Annotated in this window: 21 protein-coding genes; 16 read left to right on the plus strand and 5 right to left on the minus strand. The window is 47.9% G+C overall.

All coding sequences use genetic code 11. The annotated features are described in order from the left end of the window. The first annotated feature begins 16 nt into the window (after nucleotides 1-16). From BBB58_RS07585 to pheT, 6 genes are all read left to right on the plus strand, one after another. Nucleotides 17-271: a hypothetical protein gene (locus tag BBB58_RS07585; RefSeq protein WP_074036543.1), complete on the plus strand. Its 255-nt coding sequence runs from the start codon at nucleotides 17-19 to the stop codon at nucleotides 269-271. 24 nt (nucleotides 272-295) lie between these two features. Next, a complete protein-coding gene (locus tag BBB58_RS07590) occupies nucleotides 296-778 on the plus strand; it encodes a dUTP diphosphatase (RefSeq protein ID WP_074036545.1) in 483 nt (160 codons plus the stop codon). 19 nt (nucleotides 779-797) lie between these two features. Further along, entirely contained in the window at nucleotides 798-1,877 is a 1,080-nt protein-coding gene (locus BBB58_RS07595) for a M42 family metallopeptidase (protein WP_074036547.1), read from the plus strand. Between the two features lies 1 nt (nucleotide 1,878). Continuing rightward, nucleotides 1,879-2,625, plus strand: a complete 747-nt coding sequence (locus tag BBB58_RS07600) for a TrmH family RNA methyltransferase (protein ID WP_031423182.1) — start codon at nucleotides 1,879-1,881, stop codon at nucleotides 2,623-2,625. Nucleotides 2,626-2,927: 302 nt separating this feature from the next. After that, nucleotides 2,928-3,950, plus strand: coding sequence for a phenylalanine--tRNA ligase subunit alpha (gene pheS / locus BBB58_RS07605; RefSeq protein ID WP_074036549.1), 1,023 nt, complete (start codon nucleotides 2,928-2,930; stop codon nucleotides 3,948-3,950). A 12-nt stretch (nucleotides 3,951-3,962) separates the two neighbouring features. Beyond that, entirely contained in the window at nucleotides 3,963-6,338 is a 2,376-nt protein-coding gene (gene pheT, locus BBB58_RS07610; protein ID WP_074036551.1) for a phenylalanine--tRNA ligase subunit beta, read from the plus strand. Between the two features lie 41 nt (nucleotides 6,339-6,379). Here pheT and BBB58_RS07615 read toward each other — a convergent pair whose 3' ends face one another. From BBB58_RS07615 to rnhC, 3 genes are all read right to left on the minus strand, one after another. Further along, entirely contained in the window at nucleotides 6,380-7,402 is a 1,023-nt protein-coding gene (locus tag BBB58_RS07615; protein ID WP_074036553.1) for a PTS sugar transporter subunit IIC, read from the minus strand. Between the two features lie 301 nt (nucleotides 7,403-7,703). Then, nucleotides 7,704-8,516: an alpha/beta fold hydrolase gene (locus tag BBB58_RS07620; protein WP_074036555.1), complete on the minus strand. Its 813-nt coding sequence runs from the start codon at nucleotides 8,514-8,516 to the stop codon at nucleotides 7,704-7,706. A 71-nt stretch (nucleotides 8,517-8,587) separates the two neighbouring features. Continuing rightward, nucleotides 8,588-9,502: a ribonuclease HIII gene (gene rnhC, locus BBB58_RS07625; protein WP_074037906.1), complete on the minus strand. Its 915-nt coding sequence runs from the start codon at nucleotides 9,500-9,502 to the stop codon at nucleotides 8,588-8,590. Between the two features lie 119 nt (nucleotides 9,503-9,621). Here rnhC and BBB58_RS07630 point away from each other — a divergent pair, with 119 nt between their 5' ends. The 7 genes from BBB58_RS07630 to BBB58_RS07660 all read left to right on the plus strand — a co-directional run bounded on the left by BBB58_RS07630 (nucleotide 9,622) and on the right by BBB58_RS07660 (nucleotide 17,735). Continuing rightward, nucleotides 9,622-10,020 (plus strand): hypothetical protein, encoded by a 399-nt coding sequence (locus tag BBB58_RS07630; protein ID WP_074036557.1) that lies wholly within the window; start codon nucleotides 9,622-9,624, stop codon nucleotides 10,018-10,020. Beyond that, on the plus strand, nucleotides 10,020-10,541 hold the full coding sequence (locus tag BBB58_RS07635) for an NfeD family protein (protein ID WP_074036559.1): 522 nt from the start codon (nucleotides 10,020-10,022) through the stop codon (nucleotides 10,539-10,541). Before BBB58_RS07630 ends, BBB58_RS07635 begins: the two co-directional genes overlap by 1 nt. Before the next feature lie 3 nt (nucleotides 10,542-10,544). Beyond that, a complete protein-coding gene (gene floT / locus BBB58_RS07640; RefSeq protein WP_074036561.1) occupies nucleotides 10,545-12,065 on the plus strand; it encodes a flotillin lipid rafts scaffold protein FloT in 1,521 nt (506 codons plus the stop codon). A gap of 131 nt (nucleotides 12,066-12,196) precedes the next feature. Beyond that, nucleotides 12,197-13,168 carry a BMP family lipoprotein gene (locus BBB58_RS07645; RefSeq protein WP_074036562.1) on the plus strand — a complete coding sequence of 324 codons (972 nt, stop codon included), beginning with the start codon at nucleotides 12,197-12,199 and terminating at the stop codon, nucleotides 13,166-13,168. Beyond that, complete coding sequence (locus tag BBB58_RS07650) at nucleotides 13,165-14,808, plus strand: methyl-accepting chemotaxis protein (protein WP_074036563.1); 1,644 nt, start codon at nucleotides 13,165-13,167, stop codon at nucleotides 14,806-14,808. Before BBB58_RS07645 ends, BBB58_RS07650 begins: the two co-directional genes overlap by 4 nt. Before the next feature lie 223 nt (nucleotides 14,809-15,031). Continuing rightward, entirely contained in the window at nucleotides 15,032-15,616 is a 585-nt protein-coding gene (locus BBB58_RS07655; RefSeq protein WP_244150708.1) for a helix-hairpin-helix domain-containing protein, read from the plus strand. 1 nt (nucleotide 15,617) lies between these two features. Next, nucleotides 15,618-17,735, plus strand: a complete 2,118-nt coding sequence (locus BBB58_RS07660; RefSeq protein ID WP_074036565.1) for a DNA internalization-related competence protein ComEC/Rec2 — start codon at nucleotides 15,618-15,620, stop codon at nucleotides 17,733-17,735. 61 nt (nucleotides 17,736-17,796) lie between these two features. Here the strand turns inward: BBB58_RS07660 and BBB58_RS07665 are convergent, their stop codons facing one another. Then, nucleotides 17,797-17,961 carry a YqzM family protein gene (locus BBB58_RS07665; protein WP_012726678.1) on the minus strand — a complete coding sequence of 55 codons (165 nt, stop codon included), beginning with the start codon at nucleotides 17,959-17,961 and terminating at the stop codon, nucleotides 17,797-17,799. 90 nt (nucleotides 17,962-18,051) lie between these two features. On the opposite strand from BBB58_RS07665, the gene holA reads away from it, so the two are divergent. Next, nucleotides 18,052-19,062 carry a DNA polymerase III subunit delta gene (gene holA, locus BBB58_RS07670; protein WP_237708269.1) on the plus strand — a complete coding sequence of 337 codons (1,011 nt, stop codon included), beginning with the start codon at nucleotides 18,052-18,054 and terminating at the stop codon, nucleotides 19,060-19,062. Between the two features lie 9 nt (nucleotides 19,063-19,071). After that, nucleotides 19,072-19,509, plus strand: a complete 438-nt coding sequence (locus tag BBB58_RS07675; RefSeq protein WP_074036567.1) for a GNAT family N-acetyltransferase — start codon at nucleotides 19,072-19,074, stop codon at nucleotides 19,507-19,509. 27 nt (nucleotides 19,510-19,536) lie between these two features. On the opposite strand, the gene rpsT is transcribed toward BBB58_RS07675, so the two are convergent. Then, nucleotides 19,537-19,797, minus strand: a complete 261-nt coding sequence (rpsT, locus tag BBB58_RS07680; RefSeq protein ID WP_012726675.1) for a 30S ribosomal protein S20 — start codon at nucleotides 19,795-19,797, stop codon at nucleotides 19,537-19,539. Nucleotides 19,798-20,016: 219 nt separating this feature from the next. Here rpsT and lepA point away from each other — a divergent pair, with 219 nt between their 5' ends. Next, nucleotides 20,017-21,840, plus strand: coding sequence for a translation elongation factor 4 (gene lepA / locus BBB58_RS07685; RefSeq protein WP_074036569.1), 1,824 nt, complete (start codon nucleotides 20,017-20,019; stop codon nucleotides 21,838-21,840). Nucleotides 21,841-21,873: the final 33 nt, after the last annotated feature.

A 21,873-nucleotide genomic window follows, 5' to 3' on the forward strand; every position in this document is an offset into this window, starting at 1 on the left:
AGAAGGAGGAAAGCGTATGAATCAATCGGTTGTTGCGATCGTCGCCTTAGCGCTCATTATCTTGAACGTTTACACCTATATCCAAGCGAAACAGTATGCGCAAGGAAAAGGTGACTTTAATGTCCTATACGCCTATGCAGGAGGAGCCATCGGTGCCTTGTTCGGTCTTCATTTGACTCGGAAGAAGGCTGTTCATGCCCCAAAACTGCTTCAATTACAAGTATTGATTTTAGCAGTGGGCTGGTCTTTAATGATTTTAGTACTGCTATAAGTGGAGATAGAGGAGGAACATCCGGTGAACTGGACAACATTGTTTGATCGGCAGCGCGAATTAGACGAGCGGATCAAAGCACAACATGGATTATCCGGCAATCAATTCGATGAACGGTTACTGGCGCTGCTTGTCGAGCTCGGTGAACTGGCTAACGAAACACGTAGCTTTAAGTTTTGGTCGAAGAAAGGACCGTCGCCTCAAGATGTGATCTTAGAAGAATATGTAGACGGCATTCATTTCTTACTGTCACTTGGTCTTGCGCTTGGGTATGAACGAGATGCGTTTCCTGCGGGAAGTTCATATCTTGATGCGACTGATGCTTTTTTAGTTTTTTATCGAAAAGTGACGAATTTTGGTCTTTCAAAAACGGAAGCCATGTACGAGACGCTGATGGCAGCTTATCTCGAACTTGGTTATACGCTCGGTTTTAATGAGCAACTCATTTTGCTGGCATACATGAATAAAAATGAAGTAAACCATGAGCGACAAAATCAAGGATATTAATGAAAAGGAGCGGATTGGTATGAATGAATCGTTACATATGTTAAAACGTTTGACGGATGCAACAGGCGTCCCGGGCAATGAGGGAGAAGTCCGTCAATTGATGCGTGAATACCTCGAGCCGCATGTCGAGTCGTTTGAACAGGATGGACTCGGAAGTTTATTTGGTCAAGTGACTGGAGATGCTGAAGGTCCGCGTGTCATGATTGCGGGTCACATGGATGAAGTCGGCTTCATGGTGACACGTGTGGAAGAAGGCGGTTTCCTTCGTTTCCAAGCGCTCGGTGGCTGGTGGAACCAAGTGCTGTTGGCACAGCGAATGGATGTTGTCACACGGTCTGGTGAAAAGATTCCCGGTGTCATTGGTGCGAAACCACCTCACGTCCTACCGCTCGAGGCACGAAAAAAACCCGTTGAAATCAAAGATATGTTCTTAGATATCGGTGCCACGTCGAAAGACGAAGTGGCTGATTGGGGAATTCGTCCAGGCGATACGGTCGTGCCCCATTGTGAATTCACTGTCATAAAAAATGAGAACTTCTTGATGGCGAAGGCATGGGACAACCGAATCGGATGTGCGATTGCCATCGAAGCAGCAAAACGTCTGAAGGAAGAATCGTTCCCAGGCGTCGTGTATACAGGAGCGACAGTACAGGAAGAGGTCGGGTTACGTGGAGCGGTGACCGCTGCCAACTTGATTCGCCCGGATGTCGCGATTGCTGTTGATACAGGCATTCCAAGTGATACGCCGGGGATGACCCAAGCAGAAGGGTTGTCAAAACTCGGGGACGGGGTTCAAGTCATCTTCTTTGATGCGACTACCGTCACGAACCCACGCCTTGTCGACCTCATCGTTGACGTGGCCAAAGAGCAAGACATCAAATATCAATTGGACTTAACGCCAGGCGGTGGCACAGATGCTGGGCGATTCCATCTTTCTGGGATTGGGATGCCGGCCATCGCATTGACAGTGCCGGTCCGCTATTTACACACGAACGTGTCCATCATCCATAAGGATGATTACGAGGCAGCGGTACAACTCGTTGTCGCATTGACGAAACGTTTAGACCACGAAACGGTCCAATGGTTGAAAGAGGGATAATATGACGAAGATTACGTCTACGAAGAGCGAGACGATTAAACGATTAAAACGATTGATGACGAAAAAAGGTCGTCAAGAAACGGGTCAATTCCTAGTAGAAGGAGAGCATTTGGTGGACGAGGCCATTCGTGCCGGTCGACTCGTCCAACTCATCATGGCTGAGTCGTATTCACCAAAAGGAACGTGGCGACTTGAAGATATGCCAGTCCTCGAGTTATCCGACCACGTTGCGGACCTTCTTTCCGAAACGGAAAAGACCCAAGGCGTGTTTGCCGTTGTCAAGATGACACCGGTGGAACGAAAAATGAAGAAAGTACTCGTACTAGACCGAGTACAGGACCCGGGTAATCTCGGTACGATGATTCGGACAGCAGATGCTGCCGGATTCGATACGGTGTTACTCGGGAAAGGTACGGTCGATCCGTTCAACGCCAAAGTCGTACGTGCCACACAAGGTTCACTGTTTCACGTGAACGTGACCTCGGTCGACTTGCTTGAAAAGTTACCTGAGCTGAAAGAGGATGGATTCCACGTCTACGGCACAGCTCTCTCAAAGGCAACATCGTATGAGCAAGTTGCATTCGAAGACAAAGTGGCCCTCGTCATCGGGAATGAGGCACAAGGGGTTCATGCTGATGTATTGGCACTCTGTGACACACGTGTGCATATTCCGGTGCTCGGCGACGCGGAATCGCTCAACGCGGCGGTCGCTGCGGGTATTTTAATGTATCGCATCGCTTTACAATAATCTTGTCAGCACGTGAAAAACGTGATAGGTTAAACACATCGATGAATAAGATATGACGTTGAAAGAACATAGTAAGCGAATGACCGATTCCGTTCAGGGAGCAAGGGCCGTGACTGAGAGCCTTTGCCGGATTCGTCGCTGAATTCACTCTGGAGTCGTGTTGGAGACAACACCGGTTTGGCATCACGATAACGATGCTCTCAAGTGGGCCATGAATTGGCCAAGTAGGGTGGTACCGCGATGATTCGTCCCTTCAGTCAACGACTGAAGGGACTTTTTTATGTTGAGGAGGAAGCGAACACATGAAAGAACAATTAGAACAGTTACAAGTGGAAGCGTTAGAAGAAATCAAACAGGCATCCACACAAAAATCATTGAATGACGTCCGCATCAAATATAAAGGGAAAAAAGGACCGATGACTGAAGTGCTCCGTGGCATGGGTAAATTATCTGCCGAGGAACGTCCGGTCATCGGTGAGTTGGCCAATACCGTTCGTACCGCGATTCAAAGCACACTCGATGCTCGAATCGAAGAAGTGAAGGCGATTGAATTAGAGGAAAAGTTAAAAGCGGAAACGCTTGATGTGACACTCCCGGGACGGACATCGACTCCTGGCCATAGCCATCTCTTGCAACAAATCATCGACGAGATGGAGGATTTGTTCGTTGGACTCGGATATACGATTGCTGAAGGTCCTGAAGTCGAGACCGATCTCTATAACTTCGAAATGCTGAACTTGCCGAAAGATCATCCGGCACGAGACATGCAAGACTCGTTCTATATCACGGAAGAGACGTTGCTTCGTACTCATACATCTCCTGTACAGGCTCGCACGATGTTGGAGGCGAATGGGAAGCCGATTCGCATCATCTGTCCAGGTAAAGTGTATCGTCGTGATGAAGACGATGCGACGCATTCGCATCAATTCATGCAAATCGAAGGATTGGTTGTCGATGAATCCATCTCGATGGCTGACTTAAAAGGGACACTCGAAGTGTTCGTGAAGCAGTTATTTGGTGAAACGCGCGAAATTCGTCTTCGTCCAAGCTTCTTCCCGTTCACGGAACCATCGGTCGAAGTCGACATCTCTTGCTTCAAGTGTGGCGGGAAAGGGTGTAACGTCTGTAAAGGAACCGGTTGGATCGAGATTCTCGGAGGCGGAATGGTCCATCCTCATGTATTGGAGATGGCTGGCTATGACTCATCAAAAGTGTCAGGATTCGCATTCGGAATCGGAGTGGAGCGTATGGCGATGCTCAAACACGGCGTCGATGACATCCGTCATTTCTACACAAATGACTTACGTTTCATCGAGCAATTCTAAGGAGGAAGACAGATGTTACTTTCAAAAAAATGGTTGAATCAATATATTGATGTATCCGATTTAAGCGGCGAAGCGCTCGGTGACTTGATTACGAAGAACGGAATCGAAGTCGAAAGTGTGACAAATCGTGGGGAAGGACTTTCTGGGATCGTCGTCGGACGGGTCCTTTCATGTGAGAAACATCCAGAAGCGGATAAGTTAAACGTGACGAAAGTGGATATCGGAGAGTGTGACCCTGTTCAAATCGTCTGTGGCGCACCGAACGTGCGCGAAGGGCAACATGTAATCGTGGCCAAAGTTGGCGCACGCCTACCAGGACATAAAATAAAAAAAGCAAAACTACGTGGTGTCGAATCACAAGGGATGATTTGTTCACTCGAAGAGCTCGGCTTTGAGAAGAAACAAATTCGGGAAGACGAGCAGGATGGGATTCATACATTCCGTGAATCGGTACAAGTCGGTGCAGATGTGCTCGATTTGCTCGACTTGGACGATGAGGTCATCGAACTCGGTTTGACACCGAACCGTTCAGATTGCTTGAGCCTTTATGGAATCATTCATGAGGTTGCGGCCATCTTAGAGCGTCCATACACGTTGCCGACAGCAGATGTCACGTCATCATCACCATCGGAGGTATCTATCGAACTTGCGACACCGAACTGTTCATATTACGCAGCTCGTGAAGTAAAAGGGGTAACGATTGCAGAGTCGCCACAATGGCTAAAGAATATCTTGATCGCAGAAGGTGTCCGTCCAATCAACAACATTGTCGACGTGACGAACTATGTGATGCTTGAAATCGGACAACCGCTTCACGCATTCGATGCGAAGAAACTTGGCAACTCGATTGTGGTCCGTCAAGCCGAAAATGGAGAAGAAATGGTCACACTCGACGACGTGACGCGCACGCTCGATTCATCGATGATGGTCATCACAGATGGGCAAGCTCCAGTCGCCATCGCAGGCGTCATGGGTGGTGCCAATACAGAGGTAGATCTTTCAACGACAGATATCATTTTAGAGTCAGCGTACTTTGATCCGGCATCTGTACGCAAGACAAGCCGTACGCTCGGTCTACGTTCAGATTCAAGCGCTCGTTTCGAAAAAGGCGTTGACCCAGAACGTGTCATGCTCGCGCTTGACCGTGCTGCGCAACTGATTGTCGAACTCGGTGGAGGAGCCATTCATGATGCGGTGCGTTCAGGTGAAGCCGAATCACGTGCCCGAGAAATCCAAGTGTCGATTGACTATATCAACAAGCGCTTAGGGATGACACTCGATCGTCAGACAATCGTTCACATCCTGGAGCGTCTCGGTCTCGCGACAGAAGGGGATGATGTGCTGACAGTACACATTCCATCGCGCCGTCCGGACTTAGAGCTTCCGGCTGATATCACAGAAGAAGTGGCACGTCTATACGGATATGATAGTCTCCCGTCGACGTTACCTGCCTCTCAATCGAAAGGCTATTTGCCAGCAATCAACGTACTGCGCAGGCAGACACGTCGCTTGTTACAAGGAGTAGGTTTATCACAAGCCATTACCTACTCGTTAACGAGTGAGGCACATGCGACACGTTTCGGTGGAGAAACCAATCAGCTCGTTCGATTGGCGATGCCGATGAGTGAAGAACGCTCTGTCCTTCGTACGTCGCTCGTCCCTGGGTTGTTAGAGGCGGCTCGTTACAACACGGCGCGTCAACAATCGAACGTCGCACTTTACGAAACAGGACGCGTCTATACGGAGCACGGAGAAACGTTACCACGTGAGAAAGAACGGGTAGCTGGCGTCGTCACAGGTCTATGGATGGATCATCGTTCGCAAGGAACACGGATCCCGGTCGACTATTTCGTCGCAAAAGGGATTGTCGACACGTTAGTCCAAACGCTTCGCCTAGATGTCACGTATGAGGCTGTATCGATGCCCGATATGCACCCAGGCCGCACGGCGAACATCTTGATGGACGGAAAGGTCATCGGATATGTCGGACAAGTGCATCCAGGAACATCGAAAGACGTCTACGGTATGAAGGAAGTGTATGTATTCGAACTCGACCTCTTGGCACTTCGTGGAGACGAGACACTTCTTTATCAAGACGTACCACGTTATCCATCGATTTCACGAGATTTGGCACTCGTCTTATCACGTGAGATTCCGGCTGGGACAGTGGAACAAACGATCCGCCAAGCGGCTGGTCCACTCTTGATTGACCTCGTCTTGTTTGACGTCTATACAGGGGAGAATGTTGGAGCGGATGAAAAATCGATTGCCTTCTCACTCAAGTTCCAAGACCCGTCACGAACGTTACAAGATGAAGAAGTAACGGCAGCATATGAAACGATCGTCGAGGCGGTCCGTGCGACACACGGCGCTGAACTTCGAGCGTAAAAAATATGGAGCGTTGTCCACCTGTGACAACGCTCCTTTTATTATTGAATCTCGAGTGCGAGATCGCCGAACTTGGTCCATCCGACAAGACTCGTCACACGATAAAGAGCCCATGTAATGAGTGCAGGGAGTACGACGCCGGTCATCGTGAAGATGAGAAAGGCATCCAACCCTTGGACCGCTAAAATCTGAAGCGGGGCAATCAAGGAGTTGAGCCCGAGACCCGCGATTTCATATGGGACTTGGAGTGAGAACATCAAAGTAGCAATCGGTGCGGAAATCATCGCGGCGATAAACGGTGGGACGACGATTCGTGGGTTTTTGATGATATTCGGAAACTGCACTTTCGGTGTGACAAAGAATGAGGCGACCAATCCACCTGGGTCGGTTTGACGATATGCCATTAAGGTAAATCCAACAAATTGAGCAGAGCAACCGATCAAGGCAGCGGCGCTGGCGACAGGGTCAAGTTGAAGCGCGATGGCGAGTGCGGCAGATGATGCAGGCGACATGAGCATGACACTGAAAACAAGTGCGATGACAAGAGATGTGGCAATCGGCGACGTTTCTACAGATGCGGTGATCCCTTGACTGATTGAGTTGATAAGAGGAGTCGTGACCGCTGCTGCAGCAACCCCAACGATTCCGCCACCTAAAACGGCTGTGACCGGGACGACCATCATATCAAACTTTGTTTTGCCGAGGACACGTTTTCCGAGCCATACAGCGGCAGCCGCTGCAATCAGTGCGCTAATCGGTTGACCTGGAACGAGGACGAGTCCGCTTTCTGACGCTTTTAAAGCTGCACCGCCAATGGTTGCAGCAATCATGGCACTAAATAGGATGAGCGTGTTGCTTCCGAGTTGAAACGCGACGCCAGCGCCTAAAGCAGGTGCCAACAATGATTTGGCGACTTGTCCAATCTGTACGAGCATCGCGATTCCGCTCAAATTACCAATCGTCTCAATCAATAAACCGACACCGAGCGTGACGAGTACGGCATTTGCCATACCTGCTGAAATTTTTACCATTCGATCCATCATATACTGCTTCACTTCCATCATCTCCTCTATATCTTTATGTCAACAAAAAAACCTATCCATCAAGGATAGGCGCGGTTTCAATCTGCAGGCGCCTGTCCGATTACCACGGGAACAAGGGCCTGAAAAGTCGTTTTTTGAAAACAAATCGATTTCAGTCCCTCAGTCGAATAATAATCAGCAGGCTGTTCATATGTACGGGATTGGACATTTCGAGCATCTCCTCTTCGTTGGATTTGCTAAAGAATACCATCTATTTTTGTAATAATCTATATTTTCTGAAAATAAATACAAAAAAATTCAGGAAGCCCAGTGGCGTCCTGAATTAGCTCATTTGTAATGAGCGTGCTTGAATCTGATCGTCGATAAAATTCATCGACAATGCATTGAATTGATCGGGTTGGTCTACATTGACCACATGACCAGAGTCTGCAACGATTTCAACATTGGCTGTCGGTTGATGTTTCGCTGTCCGCTCGACAGCTTCAAGAAACATATAATCCTCATCACCCATAATATACAAAATCGGGACGTTCGTTTGAATCGAAGTGAACTGATTCAATAAAGGATTAATATTTTCCGTCATCTTGAACCAACGGATAAACTCACGTTGACATAAGTTCGCCGCATCGCGGACGAACATCATCCGAGACTTCTTGTGACGCTTCTTCGGGAGTAAAATCCATGCGAATAATTTATATAACCACATATAGGGGACGAAGTTTTGCACGAGACTACCAAGTCGGATGAGCAACGTGGAGCGCACATTAAATTTTACAATGGCTCCGCCGAGGACGACTGATGCGATTCGATCCGGATAGTGCTCAAACATCGCCTGAATCACAATCGTCCCTAAAGAAAGACCGACCATGTGCCCTTTTTCGATACCTAATTGATCCATCACTTCAATCACGTCTTTGGCAACGACATCAAACGTATAGGCATTCAATGGTTGTTTGAGCGACTGTTCAGCATCGTATGAACCGCCATGACCGCGTAAATCGACGAGCAGGACATTATATTTTTTACGGAAGGGACGAAGTTGGCGATACCAATGCGATAAACTTCCTCCGGCCCCATGTATAAAGATGACCCAAGGATGGTCATCACTAATCGTGTAGGTTTTATAATGCAACATGAACGCTATCCTCCAAAAATTTTAAGTTCATTTAACCGTAAAACGAGTATATCATACTTGATGTCGAAGCTCTACAAACGACGTTCATTCAAGTTGATGGCTTTCTTTGTATTCGCAAAATGGACTTTAGCAATCTTTTGTAAATAATCCTGTCCATGACCTCGAATGATTTGAGCGGCGACTTGGTCGACTTTTGCTCCTGCCCCTTTCGGGAGGGTCAATCCTACTTGTTTACTTAGTTTGTCCATTTCTTTTAAGAAGAAGGCGCGAGCTAAAATGGAAGCAGCTGCGACGGCGACATGAAGACCTTCTGCCTTGGTTGAAAAGTAGACATCGTCGCGCACGATATCCCGCTCTGCCCGCAAGTGTTGATAGTATACCGACTTCTCTGCGAATTGATCGATTAGAATGGCATCGGGTTTCTGTCCGATTTTCTCAAGCAACGCTCGAAGTGCAGCATTATGGGCGATGGCGGTCATTTTACCTTGTGTCATCGTCCGTTGCATGTTGTTATATGTTGGATTATGCAGTGTTGCTTTTTGATAGGGAATCGTAGCGTGTAAATCTTTCGCAATCCGGATGATTTCAGGGTCGGATAACTGTTTTGAATCTTTCACGCCGAGTTCTTTGACGAGTGCGATTTGATCGCGTGAGACAAAAGCCGCTACGACGACGAGTGGTCCGAAGTAGTCTCCTTTTCCGACCTCGTCGCTTCCAATGACAGACCAACTTGAAAATCCTTCAGGTAAGAGGGTGTTCGGTGCGGATGCTTGTTTCTTCTCAGCAGGTAGTCCCCATTTCACTGCCTCGGTCTCAGCATCTTTTCCTTGGAACATCACTTTCCCTGATTGATAAACCGTTACGACAAATCCCGGTGTCTTGGCGCTGAATGTCGCATATGGTGGTGGCGCGACTGCATACTCATGATACATTTTCTTTAGTTTTTCTTGTGATGCGGATGATAGCTTGATGACTTGGTTGCCCAACATGAGCACTTCCTTTCTGTCTGGCAAATTCATTTTACATTTTTTTATTATTTTTTGAAACCGAAGATGAGGTTTTATCGTATATGGAGATGAGTAGAGAAAAGTGAGGTGAGGTGGACGTGTGGTGGCGCGATGACACGCAACGAGATGAGGTAGAGGAATTATACAAGCACATTCTCGAACTCGAGGCGAGAATTGCTAAATTAGTAGCTCATCAAGTGAGAGTGCGTCGGCTACTGATGCAAGATTCTTCTGAGGGCGTGACGGATCAAGTCGTTCAAGTTCAAAAAGAAGTGGAATATTTTTTAAACAGGATTCGACTCGAACGACAAGAATTTGTCGACATATACAATCGGCGACGGATTGAACGTTCCATTGGTCGAGTTCGAGAAGTGAACGACTTATCCACTTCATCACTGTCGGAGTGGGATGAAATTGAAGATCGGCTTGCATTAGAAGTCGAACAACTTCGACGCGTACTGATGATGGAACAAAAACGTCGACAGGAGGGGTGGTAATGGAGGCAATCGATCAACTTTATTGGTGGGTGTTGATCATCGCTGGTCTTGGAACCTTTATTTACATGATGTTTTCCGATGCGTTCGATATGTTTGAAGGTTGGTTCAACCCTGCAGTCATCCTATCTTTCTTAGCACTAGGGGCAGGAATTGGGCTCATCTTAAACGCATTGGCTCACGTTTCCCCGATGATTGGGCTCGCTGTCGCATTGATCGGGTCTCTTGCTCTGACGACGCTTCTCTATTTGTTTGTTCTCTTACCGCTCTCAAATGCGGAAGAGTCCATTGGTTTGACGGATGAGGCATTAGTTGGACGTGTCGGACGATTGACCGTGCCCATTCCTGAAGGCGGATACGGTGAAGTCTTGATTGAGACAGTGACGGGATCGCTTTTAAAGACGGCTCAAAGCTTAGACGGTACATCGATTTCGACAGATCGTCGGGTAGTTATCATTGAAGTAAAAGGCAATATCGCAATCGTCATGCCATATGACGAACCTACAATTCGAGAGGAGATATAACACATGAATACGGCTATTTTAGTCAGCATTATCGTCGGGGTCATCATCCTCGCACTTGTGTTTGTATTCGTACTAAAATATCGCACAGTCGGACCAGATGAGGCACTGATTGTGACAGGTAGTTATTTAGGCAAGAAAAATGTACATAGCGATACATCCGGTAACCGCGTCAAAATCATTCGTGGCGGCGGGACGTTCGTCTTCCCAGTATTCCAGCAAGCAGAACCGCTCAGCTTGCTCTCAAGCAAATTAGAGGTCACGACACCTGAAGTGTATACAGAACAGGGTGTCCCGGTCATGGCGGACGGAACAGCCATCATTAAAATCGGCGGATCGATCAGTGAAATCGCGACAGCGGCTGAGCAGTTCCTCGGAAAACCGAAGATTGAACGTGAAAATGAAGCAAAAGAAGTGTTAGAAGGCCATTTGCGCTCGATTTTAGGTTCTATGACCGTTGAAGAAATCTATAAGAACCGTGACAAGTTTTCGCAAGAAGTTCAACGAGTTGCATCACAAGACTTAGCGAAGATGGGGCTAGTCATCGTATCATTCACCATCAAAGACGTTCGAGATAAGAACGGGTACTTGGAATCGCTAGGGAAACCGCGTATCGCCCAAGTGAAGCGTGATGCTGATATCGCGACAGCAGAAGCGGATAAAGAGACGCGCATCAAACAGGCGGAAGCAATGAAAGATGCGAAGAAGGCCGAGCTTGAGCGTGCGTCTGAAATCGCGGAAGCTGAGAAAGAGAACCAACTTCGGATTGCGGCTTATCGCCGTGAGCAAGATGTTGCCAAAGCGCGGGCCGACCAAGCGTATGAGCTTGAGGAAGCGCGTGCGAAACAAGAAGTCACTGAACAACAGATGCAAGTTCAAATCATCGAGCGTCAAAAGCAAATCGAGCTCGAAGAGAAAGAAATCATGCGTCGTGAGAAACAATATGATTCAGAAGTGAAGAAAAAAGCCGATGCGGATCGATACTCGATTGAACAGTCTGCCGCTGCGGATAAGGCACGTCAAATCGCAAGTGCGGATGCAGAGAAGTATCGTATTGAAGCACAGGCGAAAGCCGATGCGGAACGCGTACGTTTGGCAGGTCTTGCAGAAGCGGATTCTGAACGTGCGAAAGGTGAGGCAGAAGCTGAAATTATCCGCTTGACCGGTCTTGCCGAAGCGGAAGCGAAAGAGAAGATTGCCGAAGCCTTCGCGCAATACGGGCAGGCTGCGATTCTCGATATGGTCGTCAAGATGCTTCCTGATTATGCGAAAGAAATTGCATCGCCACTTGGAAACATCGATCAGATTACGGTCGTCGACACGGGGAGCGGTCAAAACGGCGGTGCCGGGAAAGTGACAGGTTACGCAACCGACCTCATGGCGTCGCTTCAACAAACATTAAAAGCTTCTTCGGGCATTGATATGAAAGACTTGCTCGAGAACTTTGCGGGGAAAGGGAACGTTGCAACAGCTCCTACACCGGAGCGTGAATTAGCTGATACGACGGTCGCTGCTTCAAAAGAATAAGTGTACGAAGCCATGGACGATGTCTATGGCTTTTTTTATTGCAACAAAAAAAAAAAAAAATAATGTAGAATAGCCCTTTCTCGGTCGATATAAGTGTTGTCAGACCATTAGAGAGAGGGAGTATTGAATATATGAAGAAAAGTATAATGCTCAGTACAATCACGGCTTGCACCCTTTGGTTGTCCGGTTGTCAGTCAGTTATCGACAATCCAAGTGCCACTGTCGATGAACGACAGACGATGGGAGTTGTTTTATCTGACGTTGGTCTCGGGGACCAATCGTTCAGTGACGCAGCTATGCGTGGGATGGGTGAGCTACGTGAAACGGGCGATTGGTTCGTTGATTATCGTGAACTATCCGAAACGGAGACATACAAAGTTGGTTTTGAAGAATTGGTAAAAGAGGGACATGACGTAATTGTCGGTCTCGGTTTTGCGTGTCAAGAAGACTTAGAGGCTGTAGCGGCTGAACATCCGGAACAGCAATTCGCTTTGATCGATGGCGTGTCCGAACTTCCGAACGTCTTGAATATCACGTTCGAAGAGGGAGAGGGAAGTACGCTTGCCGGCGCCGTGGCTGGTCTTGAGACAGAGTCCGATACGATTGGATTTATCGGTGGGATGGATATGGAACTCATTCAAAAATTTGAAGCAGGATTTGAACGTGGCGCTAAAGCGGTGAACGAAGATGTCGAGATGCTCGTTGATTTCTCGAATGATTTTGCTTCACCAGAGCTCGGTCGCGAACTCGCTGAGAAACAAATTAAAGCGGGAGCAGATGTTCTGTATGCTGCAGCTGGACTTACAGGAGTCGGTGTACTCGAGACGGCTGAAAAATACGGCGTCAAGGCAATCGGGGTCGATAGTGATCAATCGATGATTGCACCAGATGCGGTTGTGACGTCGATGTTGAAACAAGTTGATTTGGCGATTGTAGAAATCGCGGGTCGTGTGACCAAAAAACCATTTAATGAACACGTCATCCTTGGAATTGAAGAGGGCGGCGTCGGCTTGGCTCCGCTTCGTCGCATTCAATGGGATGAGAAAGAAACATCAGAGTATGAATCGGTAGAACGTCAGTTGAAGGAGGGGACACTTAAATGAGTTTACGTAAACGTTTTATCTTCTCAACCGTCTTCACTGTCGTCTTGATCGTACTGATGATGAGTTACGTCTTGTCGACGTTGAATCGCTTGCAAACATATAACGAGCAGTATGGAAGTCAAATGATTGAATTGTCTCAACTTGAAACGTCACTCCTACAAGAACAATCCCTCTGGACGTCACTTGGCGAACAGTCGAACCAATCTACATTGACTCAATTAGAGCGCATCCGTGTGACGAACGCGGAAACATTCGATGATTTAAAACAGTCTTATTTGATTCCGGCATTTTCAAATCATTTAGACCGTGCCACGATGAAGTACGAACAGGTGAACGAAGATGTCGAGTCGGCACTTGAAGGTGGTATCGGAGCTCGGATCCAGGCAGCGAAACTAGAAGGTTTGTTAAATGATATCAATACGTTGATTGCAAAGAACGGTTCATTCTATGAAGCGCTTCAAGTAGAGGCGGCAAATGAGACGGAACGTCTCTTGTTGATTTCGGTCCTTTTGACGATTCTTGTCATTCTTGCGCTCGGAATCTATAACTTCTTCTTTGCCCGTTCGATCACTCGACCACTCGAAAAAAATGTCAAGGTGGCCGAAGCGATTGCAGCCGGACGTCTCGTCACGTTGCCTGAGTCGACGCGCAATGATGAAATCGGACGTCTTGAACGTGCCATGCGTGAGATGACTGCGTCTCTTCAGACGGTGATCGGGTCAATCCGAGTCACATCAATGAAAGTGAACGGGATGACCGAAACAGCCGCAGCCGAAAATGAAGCGGTCGTGAGTACGACATCTAACATCACGAACGCAGTTGATGAGATGGCACACGGAGCACAGTCGATTGCAAATGAGTTGCAAGAAACGCTCAGCTCAGTGCATACGATGGCAACTTCATTTGAGACGAGCTTGAACCAGACGAAACAAACGACGGAAGAAACGTCAGAAATGACACGTGAAGTAGCGGCTGGAATTGAAACATTAACGGACCAGGAGCACATTTTAGATCGTTCAAGCGAACGGAATGAAGTGCTTGTCACGCGAATGGACCACTTTGCACGACAAACGGCTGAGATTGAGGCGATGGCGAAGCTTGTCGAAGACGTCGCGGCTCAGACGAATTTACTTGCCCTCAATGCGGCAATCGAGGCAGCCCGTGCGGGAGAAGCGGGACGAGGATTTGCTGTCGTAGCAAGTGAAGTGAAGAAGTTGGCGGAAGAGAGCAACAAGGCGACTCGCTCTATTTTCCACGTCGTCGAGACGATCCAGCAAGAAGTCGTCCGTTTGACGGAAACGGTGAATGAGTCAAAACGCGAGCAAGAGGCGCAATTAGAAGCGTTCGGATTGACGAAAGAAGCATTCAACCGAATCCATGAACGGACAGACCACGTCGCTTCGTTCGTACGCACGATCGAACAAGAGATGCGCACATCGAGTAACGAGGTAAACAACGTCTTGCGTCGGGTTGAAGAAGTATCTGGGGTGACGGAAGAGTTGGCCGCAGGAAACGAAGAAGTGGCAGCCTCGATGAAAGAACAGCAGGCAAGCTTCGATCAAATCTTTACATTGATGCAAGAGTTAGAAGGACAGGCAGCGGCACTCGCTGACCAGGTTCAGCATTTCGAAGAAGAATAATCGAACAGTGAACAGTAGGAACGGAGGCCACGTGATGGTCTCCGTTTTTTCCGTCATTTTATAACCTGTTCATAGAAATTGTGTCGATGAATATCGTTACATGTACGAGTGCGATATGGAACATGCAAACAAATCATTTCCTAAAGTTAAGATTGTGGGGAAGAATGAGACGTGTTTCGAAACAGCTGATTCGCCATACTGAACGTAACAGTCGAACAGGGTGGTGATTCGCTTGGAAAGATGGAAACAACTCGTCATTGGTCTAATAGTCGTTCTATTTTTAGGAGTAGGCTATTTGTTTTATCAAAAGGAACCGGAGCAACGAATGGTGGACGAGTTCGTCATGGAACCTGAGGAGGTCACGCCGACCACGACCCCAGAGCGTATGGAGCTCGTTGTGTATGTGACAGGTGCGGTTGAATCTCCGAACGTATATACCGTACCAGAAGGGGCGAGAGTGGGCGATGTGCTCTCTTTGGCAGTCCTGACAGATGAAGCTGACCCAGAGCAGTTAAATTTAGCACAGTTGTTAGTTGATGGAGTCAAAATCATCGTGCCGAAAAAAGGAGAAACACCGATTTCGCAAGACTCAGCGAGTCCTGAGGTCGAAACGAACGGTGTTCATGTCAACAGTGCGACGAAAGAGGAACTGATGACGGTTCCAGGAATTGGTCCAGCCAAAGCCGAGGCGATTTTAAATCATCTGAAAGCGAACGGCCCATTTAAAACATATGAAGCGCTAGGTGATGTGAAGGGGTTCGGCGAAAAGACATTAGAAAGTATGAAGCCATATTTATTGGTACCTTAAGATGCCGCTGTTTCCATTGTTTGCGGTACTCATTGTAACCGGTCTGAAAGAAGGATTCTATTTGGTCTCTGTGGTCGCTATTGTCTTTTATCTGGTCACACGACGTGGGCAAGGCCTGTATGCGAAAGCCGGAGTGATTGGACTCATCTGTATCGCTTCGTTCCATGCGACCCCTACAGAATCGTTACCGTCAGACACGATTGCCTTCTCAATCGAAAGTCGAAAAGAGAATGGGAAATCGGTAAGACTATACGGGAACGTAGACGATCTTCAGGGCGTCTTACGAGGACGCGAATTAGAACACGGACGACCTGGAGAGACGTGCCTCGTGCAAATCGAAGTAGAGGCGTTTCAACCGTTACGAAACACCGGGGGATTTGATGAACGGGCTTGGGCACGGAGTTCAAACGTATCCTTTAAAGGGAAGGTGAAGCGAATCGACACGTGTCGTCCGACGGCAGGGTGGGACGGTCGGTTGTTGCGTTGGAAAGAACAACAACTTCAACAAATTGAGCATCGTCATCGTGCGGATGTCGCATTATATATGGAGGCATTATTGTTCGGAGAGAGTCGAATGCTAGATGAAAAGACCTCATTTTCTTATCGTGTGACGGGCCTTCTTCATCTTCTTGTGATTTCCGGTTCACATATTGCCATGTTGATCGTGGCCATGCGCATATTGATGCAGCCAATCCCTATTCGACGTGAAACGAAGACGGTACTGATGATCTTTAGTATTACGATGTTCGGATGGATGACTGGTTTTTCCCCACCTGTTGCAAGAGCTGTCGTCGTCGCAGATGCGATCCTCTTTCTCTCTCTTTTCGGTGTGACGATTCGAGACCCGATTCGGCTCTTGAGTTGGTGTGCGGCGGGCATGTTGGCCGTTCAACCGTTCCTTCTCACGAATCTGGGTTTCCAGTTGACGGTCGGGATGACCTTCTTTTTGTTAGTCACGAGACAAATCTGGACAGGACTAATCGAGTTGTCCGTTTTCGCACAGCTGTTTGGGCTGATTGTACTATGGCAAGTACAACCGGTTCTATCCGTCGTGGCACCGATATGGAATCTCGTGATGGCCATCTGTATCTCGTGGATCATCATGCCACTCGCATTTGTCACATGGATGATTCCTTCAATTGCCCCGTTGTTCATGATTGTGTTGGATGAGATCAATGGAATGTTCGCCCTCCACGATGATTTACGACCTTGGCTTCCGTTGCACGATCTGGCATTGCCGTCGCAAATCGCATTGTTGCTAGGATTGTGGGGGAGCTTGACGCTGATGAATCGAAAACGATGGATCGGATGGGGGGCGGCCATCATGACATGTGGGTTGATTGCGGGATGGTCAGAATGGTCGGAATCCTCCAGGGTGACCTTTTTGGATGTCGGGCAAGGTGATGCAATCGTCGTAGAATCGGGAAGAACGATTGGTGTCATTGATGTAGGAGGCGTATTTCAAGATCCAAACGAGCAAAAGCGAAGCACATTTGACCCGGGGGAAGATGTATTGGCCCCTTATTTATGGAAGCGTGGGGAGCGTTCGCTTGATTTTGTCCTGTTGACCCATGCGGATCATGACCACATCGGCGGATTAGAAGGATTATTGAAAGTGGTGACGGTGGAAGAACTTTGGATATCAAAAGAAGTGGCGAATGCTGAAAAACGAGAAGAACTGCTACACTTAGCAGCGGTCTATGATGTATCGGTCCATTATCTCGAGGCAGACGATCGGCCGACGCCATGGATGTGGATTGTGGCACCGAATCGCCCACACGAAGATGAAAATGATCATTCGATCAGCCTGTACATGAACGTAGGTGGCATGCGGTATCTATTGACAGGAGATTTGCCGATAGAAGGAGAAGCCGAGTTACCGACGCTTGACGTCGACGTATTTAAACTAGGGCATCACGGATCCGATACGTCGTCGGGAGAAGAGCTGCTTGAGCGAATCGATCCAGAATGGGTCATTGCGAGTGTCGGTTCGAACAATCGGTATGGACATCCGCACGAGGAGACGTTACGACGGGTTGTGGGGAAACGTCTATTACGAACCGATTTGAACGGGATGATTGTCTGTGAAGAGAACATGTGTCGGGGGATCATCGAGTAGCACGGCATAAAATGTGATACACTAAAAAACGATTGCTCCCCCGGGGCAATCGTTTGAACACTTATAGACTTAAGAACTTGATGATGACACCGATGAAGAAAATCGTGAAGAAAAAGCCAAATGGGACGATGAAGCCGATCGCAGAGTCGATGGCGTCATTACGTTTGCATTGAACGTCATTTTCAAACGGGTTTTCACTCGGTGGGCGTACTGAGTTGATTTGCATATTAGGTCCCTCCTTATCATACTTCCTTTATAAGTATAGCGAATCATGGGAAGATAATCTATGTTTAGATGAGAATAAATTGTGAAAGTGGTGTGTGTTTTGAATGAACCGTGGTTACATAATGGAAAACTGGCGAGCGTCTATGTTCTCCATGGCACCGAAAAATATTTGTTAGAGACGTGGGAACGTGAAATCGTGAAAGCGGCCAATCCATCCGGTGATCAATTTGATGTCATGCAACTAGATCTTCAAGAGACGTCACTCGATACGGCGCTTGATGAAGCGGAGACGGTCCCTTTCTTTAGTGAGTATCGCACGGTTATCGTGAAAAATGCCCAGTTCTTAACGGGTGCGAAAGAGAAGCAAAAGCACAATGTTGACCGTCTGGCGGAATATGTCGTACAACCGGCGACCTATTCGGTTCTTGTCTTGATTGTCGAGTCAGAAAAACTCGATGAGCGGAAGAAAATCGTGAAGCGTCTGAAAGAGCGTGCCATCGTCCTCGAAGCGAAAAAGCCGAGCCAAAATGAACTGATGCGATACGTGAACGATGCATTGAGTCGTGAACAACAAAAGATGGAGCGCTCTACGATGGAGCGTCTTTTATTCCTATGTCAGGATGATTGGGGAAAGTTGGTTCGCGAACTAGAGAAGCTACAGTTGTACGCGGGAACGGGTGCGACGATTCCGATTGAGATTGTGAATGATTTAGTTCCACGTACATTAGAAGATAACGTCTTTCAGCTCTCGGAGCTTCTCGTCAAACGACAAGCTGATGCAGCGCTTCGATTGGTTCGGGATTTAGAAAAACAAGGGCAAGAACTGATTGGGCTACTCGGGTTGCTTGCTCGGCAATATCGGAACATGTACCTGTCGAAACAGTTGACAGAGGCAGGCTATGGAGAGAAGCAAATCGCATCGAAAATCGGGGCCCACCCGTATACAATCAAATTGGCGACACAAGCGAGTCGCGGCTTTTCAGAGGCTCAGCTCGCACGTGCGTTGACATTGATTGCAGACGCGGACGAGGCCATGAAAACAGGACGAGGTGACAAACAGATCGTTTTCGATACGCTCGTTTGTCAACTGGCCTTATTGTGAGGTGAGGGAATGGGATTCAAACAAGTGACGCTTCAAGACGTGATTCCACTCCGTCATGTTGTGCTCAGACCAGGAAAAGACGTTGAGACGTGTTATTTTGAAGGGGATGAGGCGCCGACGACGCGACACTTCGCTTGGGTTGAAGGCGATCAAGTGCTGTCGGTCGCTACAGTCATGCTGTCCCCGAAACAAATCGAGGGTGTGAAGATTCCGCTCCAACTCCGTGGCATGGCGACGGATCCTCATGTTTCGGGACAAGGAATCGGCTCTCGATTTTTACAGGCACTCCATGATGAGCTGGGATGTTCATGGTGGTGTAATGCGAGAGAAGTGGCTGTCCGTTTCTATGAACGAAATGGACTTACACGAATCGGGGAGCCGTTCGACATCCCTGGGATTGGCCCACACTACGTCATGGTATACAAAAAAACAGCCGGCTCCGAATAGGAGGCGGCTGTTTCGTGTGATCTCTAATTAGAGAGCAGCGATACGAGCTGCGAGGCGTGATTTATCACGACCTGCTTTGTTTTTGTGGATAAGACCTTTTGATGCAGCCTTGTCGAGCTTCTTCGTAGCGAGGACGAAAGCTTCTTGAGCAGCTTCTTTGTTTCCTTCGAGTACGAGAGCATCAACACGTTTTACTGCTGTACGCATTGCCGCTTTCTCTTGTGAGTTCGCAACACGACGTTTTTCAGAAGTTTTTGCACGTTTGATTGCTGATTTGATGTTTGCCATTGTTTGTCACCTCCTGAAACAAGAAAGTGTATGTTCTTATTACTTCAAGTAATCATTCAACAGAACAAGCACAATTGTAGCAAACGGTTATATGAAAAGCAACCACTTGATGATTATTCTGAAAACTATCTGTGGTATTGTTGTAGTAGGTCGTACACATTACTTTAGGATTTTGATATAATGACACGGTATGCATGAGAAGGATAGGTGAACCCATATATGAACAAACAAGAATTAGAGAATCGTCAGAAGAAGATTCGCAACTTTTCCATCATCGCGCACATCGATCATGGAAAGTCGACGCTCGCTGACCGGATTCTTGAGAAGACTGGTGCACTCACGGCTCGTGAGATGAAAGAGCAGACGCTTGACGCGATGGACTTGGAGCGCGAGCGTGGAATTACAATCAAATTGAACGCCGTCAAATTGAACTATACGGCGAAAGACGGAGAAGAGTATATTCTTCACTTGATCGACACGCCAGGACACGTCGACTTCACATATGAAGTGTCACGTTCGCTTGCGGCATGTGAAGGTGCGATTCTCGTCGTCGATGCAGCGCAAGGAATTGAAGCGCAAACCCTTGCGAACGTTTATTTAGCACTCGATAACGACCTTGAAATCATCCCGGTCATCAATAAAATCGACTTGCCGTCAGCGGATGTCGAGCGGGTCCGTCAAGAGATTGAAGACGTCATCGGACTCGATGCGAGTGATGCGGTCCCGACTTCTGCAAAAGCCGGAATCGGGATTGAAGAGATTCTCGAACAAATCGTGGAACTTGTCCCTCCGCCGACAGGTGACCCGTCTGAACCATTGCAAGCACTGATTTTTGACTCATACTATGACGCTTACCGCGGTGTCGTCGCATCGATTCGTATCGTGAACGGTTCAGTCAAAGTAGGAGACAAAGTTCAAATGATGGCGACTGGCAAGACGTTTGAAGTGACGGACCTCGGTGTGTCGACGCCAAAACCGATCTCTGTTAAAGAATTGAACGTAGGAGACGTTGGTACGCTTTCTGCATCCATTAAAACAGTAGGAGATGTTCGCGTCGGGGATACGATCACACTTGCTAAAAACCCGGCAACGAGTCAGCTACCTGGTTATCGCAAGATGAACCCGATGGTTTACTGTGGTTTGTATCCGATTGATGCGGCTAAGTACAATGATCTTCGTGAGGCACTTGAAAAGCTCCAGCTCTCAGATGCCGCACTCGAGTTTGAACCAGAGACGTCGCAAGCGCTCGGTTTTGGTTTCCGTTGTGGATTCCTCGGCATGCTTCATATGGAAATCATTCAAGAGCGGATTGAACGTGAGTTTAACATCGACTTGATTACGACGGCACCATCGGTAATTTATCACGTGACGACGACTTCAGGCGAAGTAATTCACGTCGATAACCCATCGAAGATGCCAGAGCAACAAAAGGTTGATTCAATCGAAGAACCATACGTCAAGGCGGCTGTCATGACACCAAACGACTACGTAGGTGCAATCATGGAACTTTGCCAGAAGAAACGCGGAACGTTCATCGATATGCAATACATCGATACGACTCGCGTCAAAATCACGTACGAGATTCCGCTCAGTGAAATCGTCTATGATTTCTTCGATCAGTTGAAATCGAGCACGAAAGGCTACGCGTCTCTCGATTATGAGTTGATCGGCTACCGTCAATCGCGTCTCGTGAAGATGGATATCTTGCTCAATAACGAAATCGTCGATGCCCTCAGCTTCATCGTTCACCGTGACTTCGCGTACGAACGTGGGAAGGTCATTGTTGAGAAGCTTAAAGCTCTCATTCCACGGATGCAGTTCGAAGTTCCAGTCCAAGCGGCCGTTGGAACTAAAATCGTCGCACGTTCTACGATTAAAGCACTTCGTAAAAACGTTTTGGCTAAATGTTATGGGGGAGATATCTCACGTAAACGGAAACTCCTCGAGAAAAAAAAAGAAGGTAAGAAGCGCATGAAGATGGTCGGGTCCGTCGAAGTCCCGCAAGAAGCGTTTATGTCTGTTCTCTCTATGGACGAAGAATAATGAGTTTGAGTCGCCCTGATTTTCGAATCAGGG

Source organism: Exiguobacterium profundum, assembly GCF_001909285.1.
In the GTDB taxonomy this organism is placed as follows: domain Bacteria; phylum Bacillota; class Bacilli; order Exiguobacteriales; family Exiguobacteriaceae; genus Exiguobacterium; species Exiguobacterium profundum.

Bases quoted from the DNA above. Each gene is read 5' to 3' on its own strand.
- BBB58_RS07595 (WP_074036547.1), top strand. From the start codon at position 798: ATGAATGAATCGTTACATATGTTAAAACGTTTGACGGATGCAACAGGC.
- BBB58_RS07620 (WP_074036555.1), bottom strand. From the start codon at position 8,516: ATGTTGCATTATAAAACCTACACGATTAGTGATGACCATCCTTGGGTC.
- BBB58_RS07600 (WP_031423182.1), top strand. From the start codon at position 1,879: ATGACGAAGATTACGTCTACGAAGAGCGAGACGATTAAACGATTAAAA.
- BBB58_RS07635 (WP_074036559.1), top strand. From the start codon at position 10,020: ATGGAGGCAATCGATCAACTTTATTGGTGGGTGTTGATCATCGCTGGT.
- BBB58_RS07585 (WP_074036543.1), top strand. From the start codon at position 17: ATGAATCAATCGGTTGTTGCGATCGTCGCCTTAGCGCTCATTATCTTG.
- BBB58_RS07660 (WP_074036565.1), top strand. From the start codon at position 15,618: ATGCCGCTGTTTCCATTGTTTGCGGTACTCATTGTAACCGGTCTGAAA.
- BBB58_RS07615 (WP_074036553.1), bottom strand. From the start codon at position 7,402: ATGATGGAAGTGAAGCAGTATATGATGGATCGAATGGTAAAAATTTCA.
- BBB58_RS07645 (WP_074036562.1), top strand. From the start codon at position 12,197: ATGAAGAAAAGTATAATGCTCAGTACAATCACGGCTTGCACCCTTTGG.
- lepA (WP_074036569.1), top strand. From the start codon at position 20,017: ATGAACAAACAAGAATTAGAGAATCGTCAGAAGAAGATTCGCAACTTT.
- BBB58_RS07665 (WP_012726678.1), bottom strand. From the start codon at position 17,961: ATGCAAATCAACTCAGTACGCCCACCGAGTGAAAACCCGTTTGAAAAT.
- BBB58_RS07650 (WP_074036563.1), top strand. From the start codon at position 13,165: ATGAGTTTACGTAAACGTTTTATCTTCTCAACCGTCTTCACTGTCGTC.
- rpsT (WP_012726675.1), bottom strand. From the start codon at position 19,797: ATGGCAAACATCAAATCAGCAATCAAACGTGCAAAAACTTCTGAAAAA.
- BBB58_RS07675 (WP_074036567.1), top strand. From the start codon at position 19,072: ATGGGATTCAAACAAGTGACGCTTCAAGACGTGATTCCACTCCGTCAT.
- pheS (WP_074036549.1), top strand. From the start codon at position 2,928: ATGAAAGAACAATTAGAACAGTTACAAGTGGAAGCGTTAGAAGAAATC.
- floT (WP_074036561.1), top strand. From the start codon at position 10,545: ATGAATACGGCTATTTTAGTCAGCATTATCGTCGGGGTCATCATCCTC.
- pheT (WP_074036551.1), top strand. From the start codon at position 3,963: ATGTTACTTTCAAAAAAATGGTTGAATCAATATATTGATGTATCCGAT.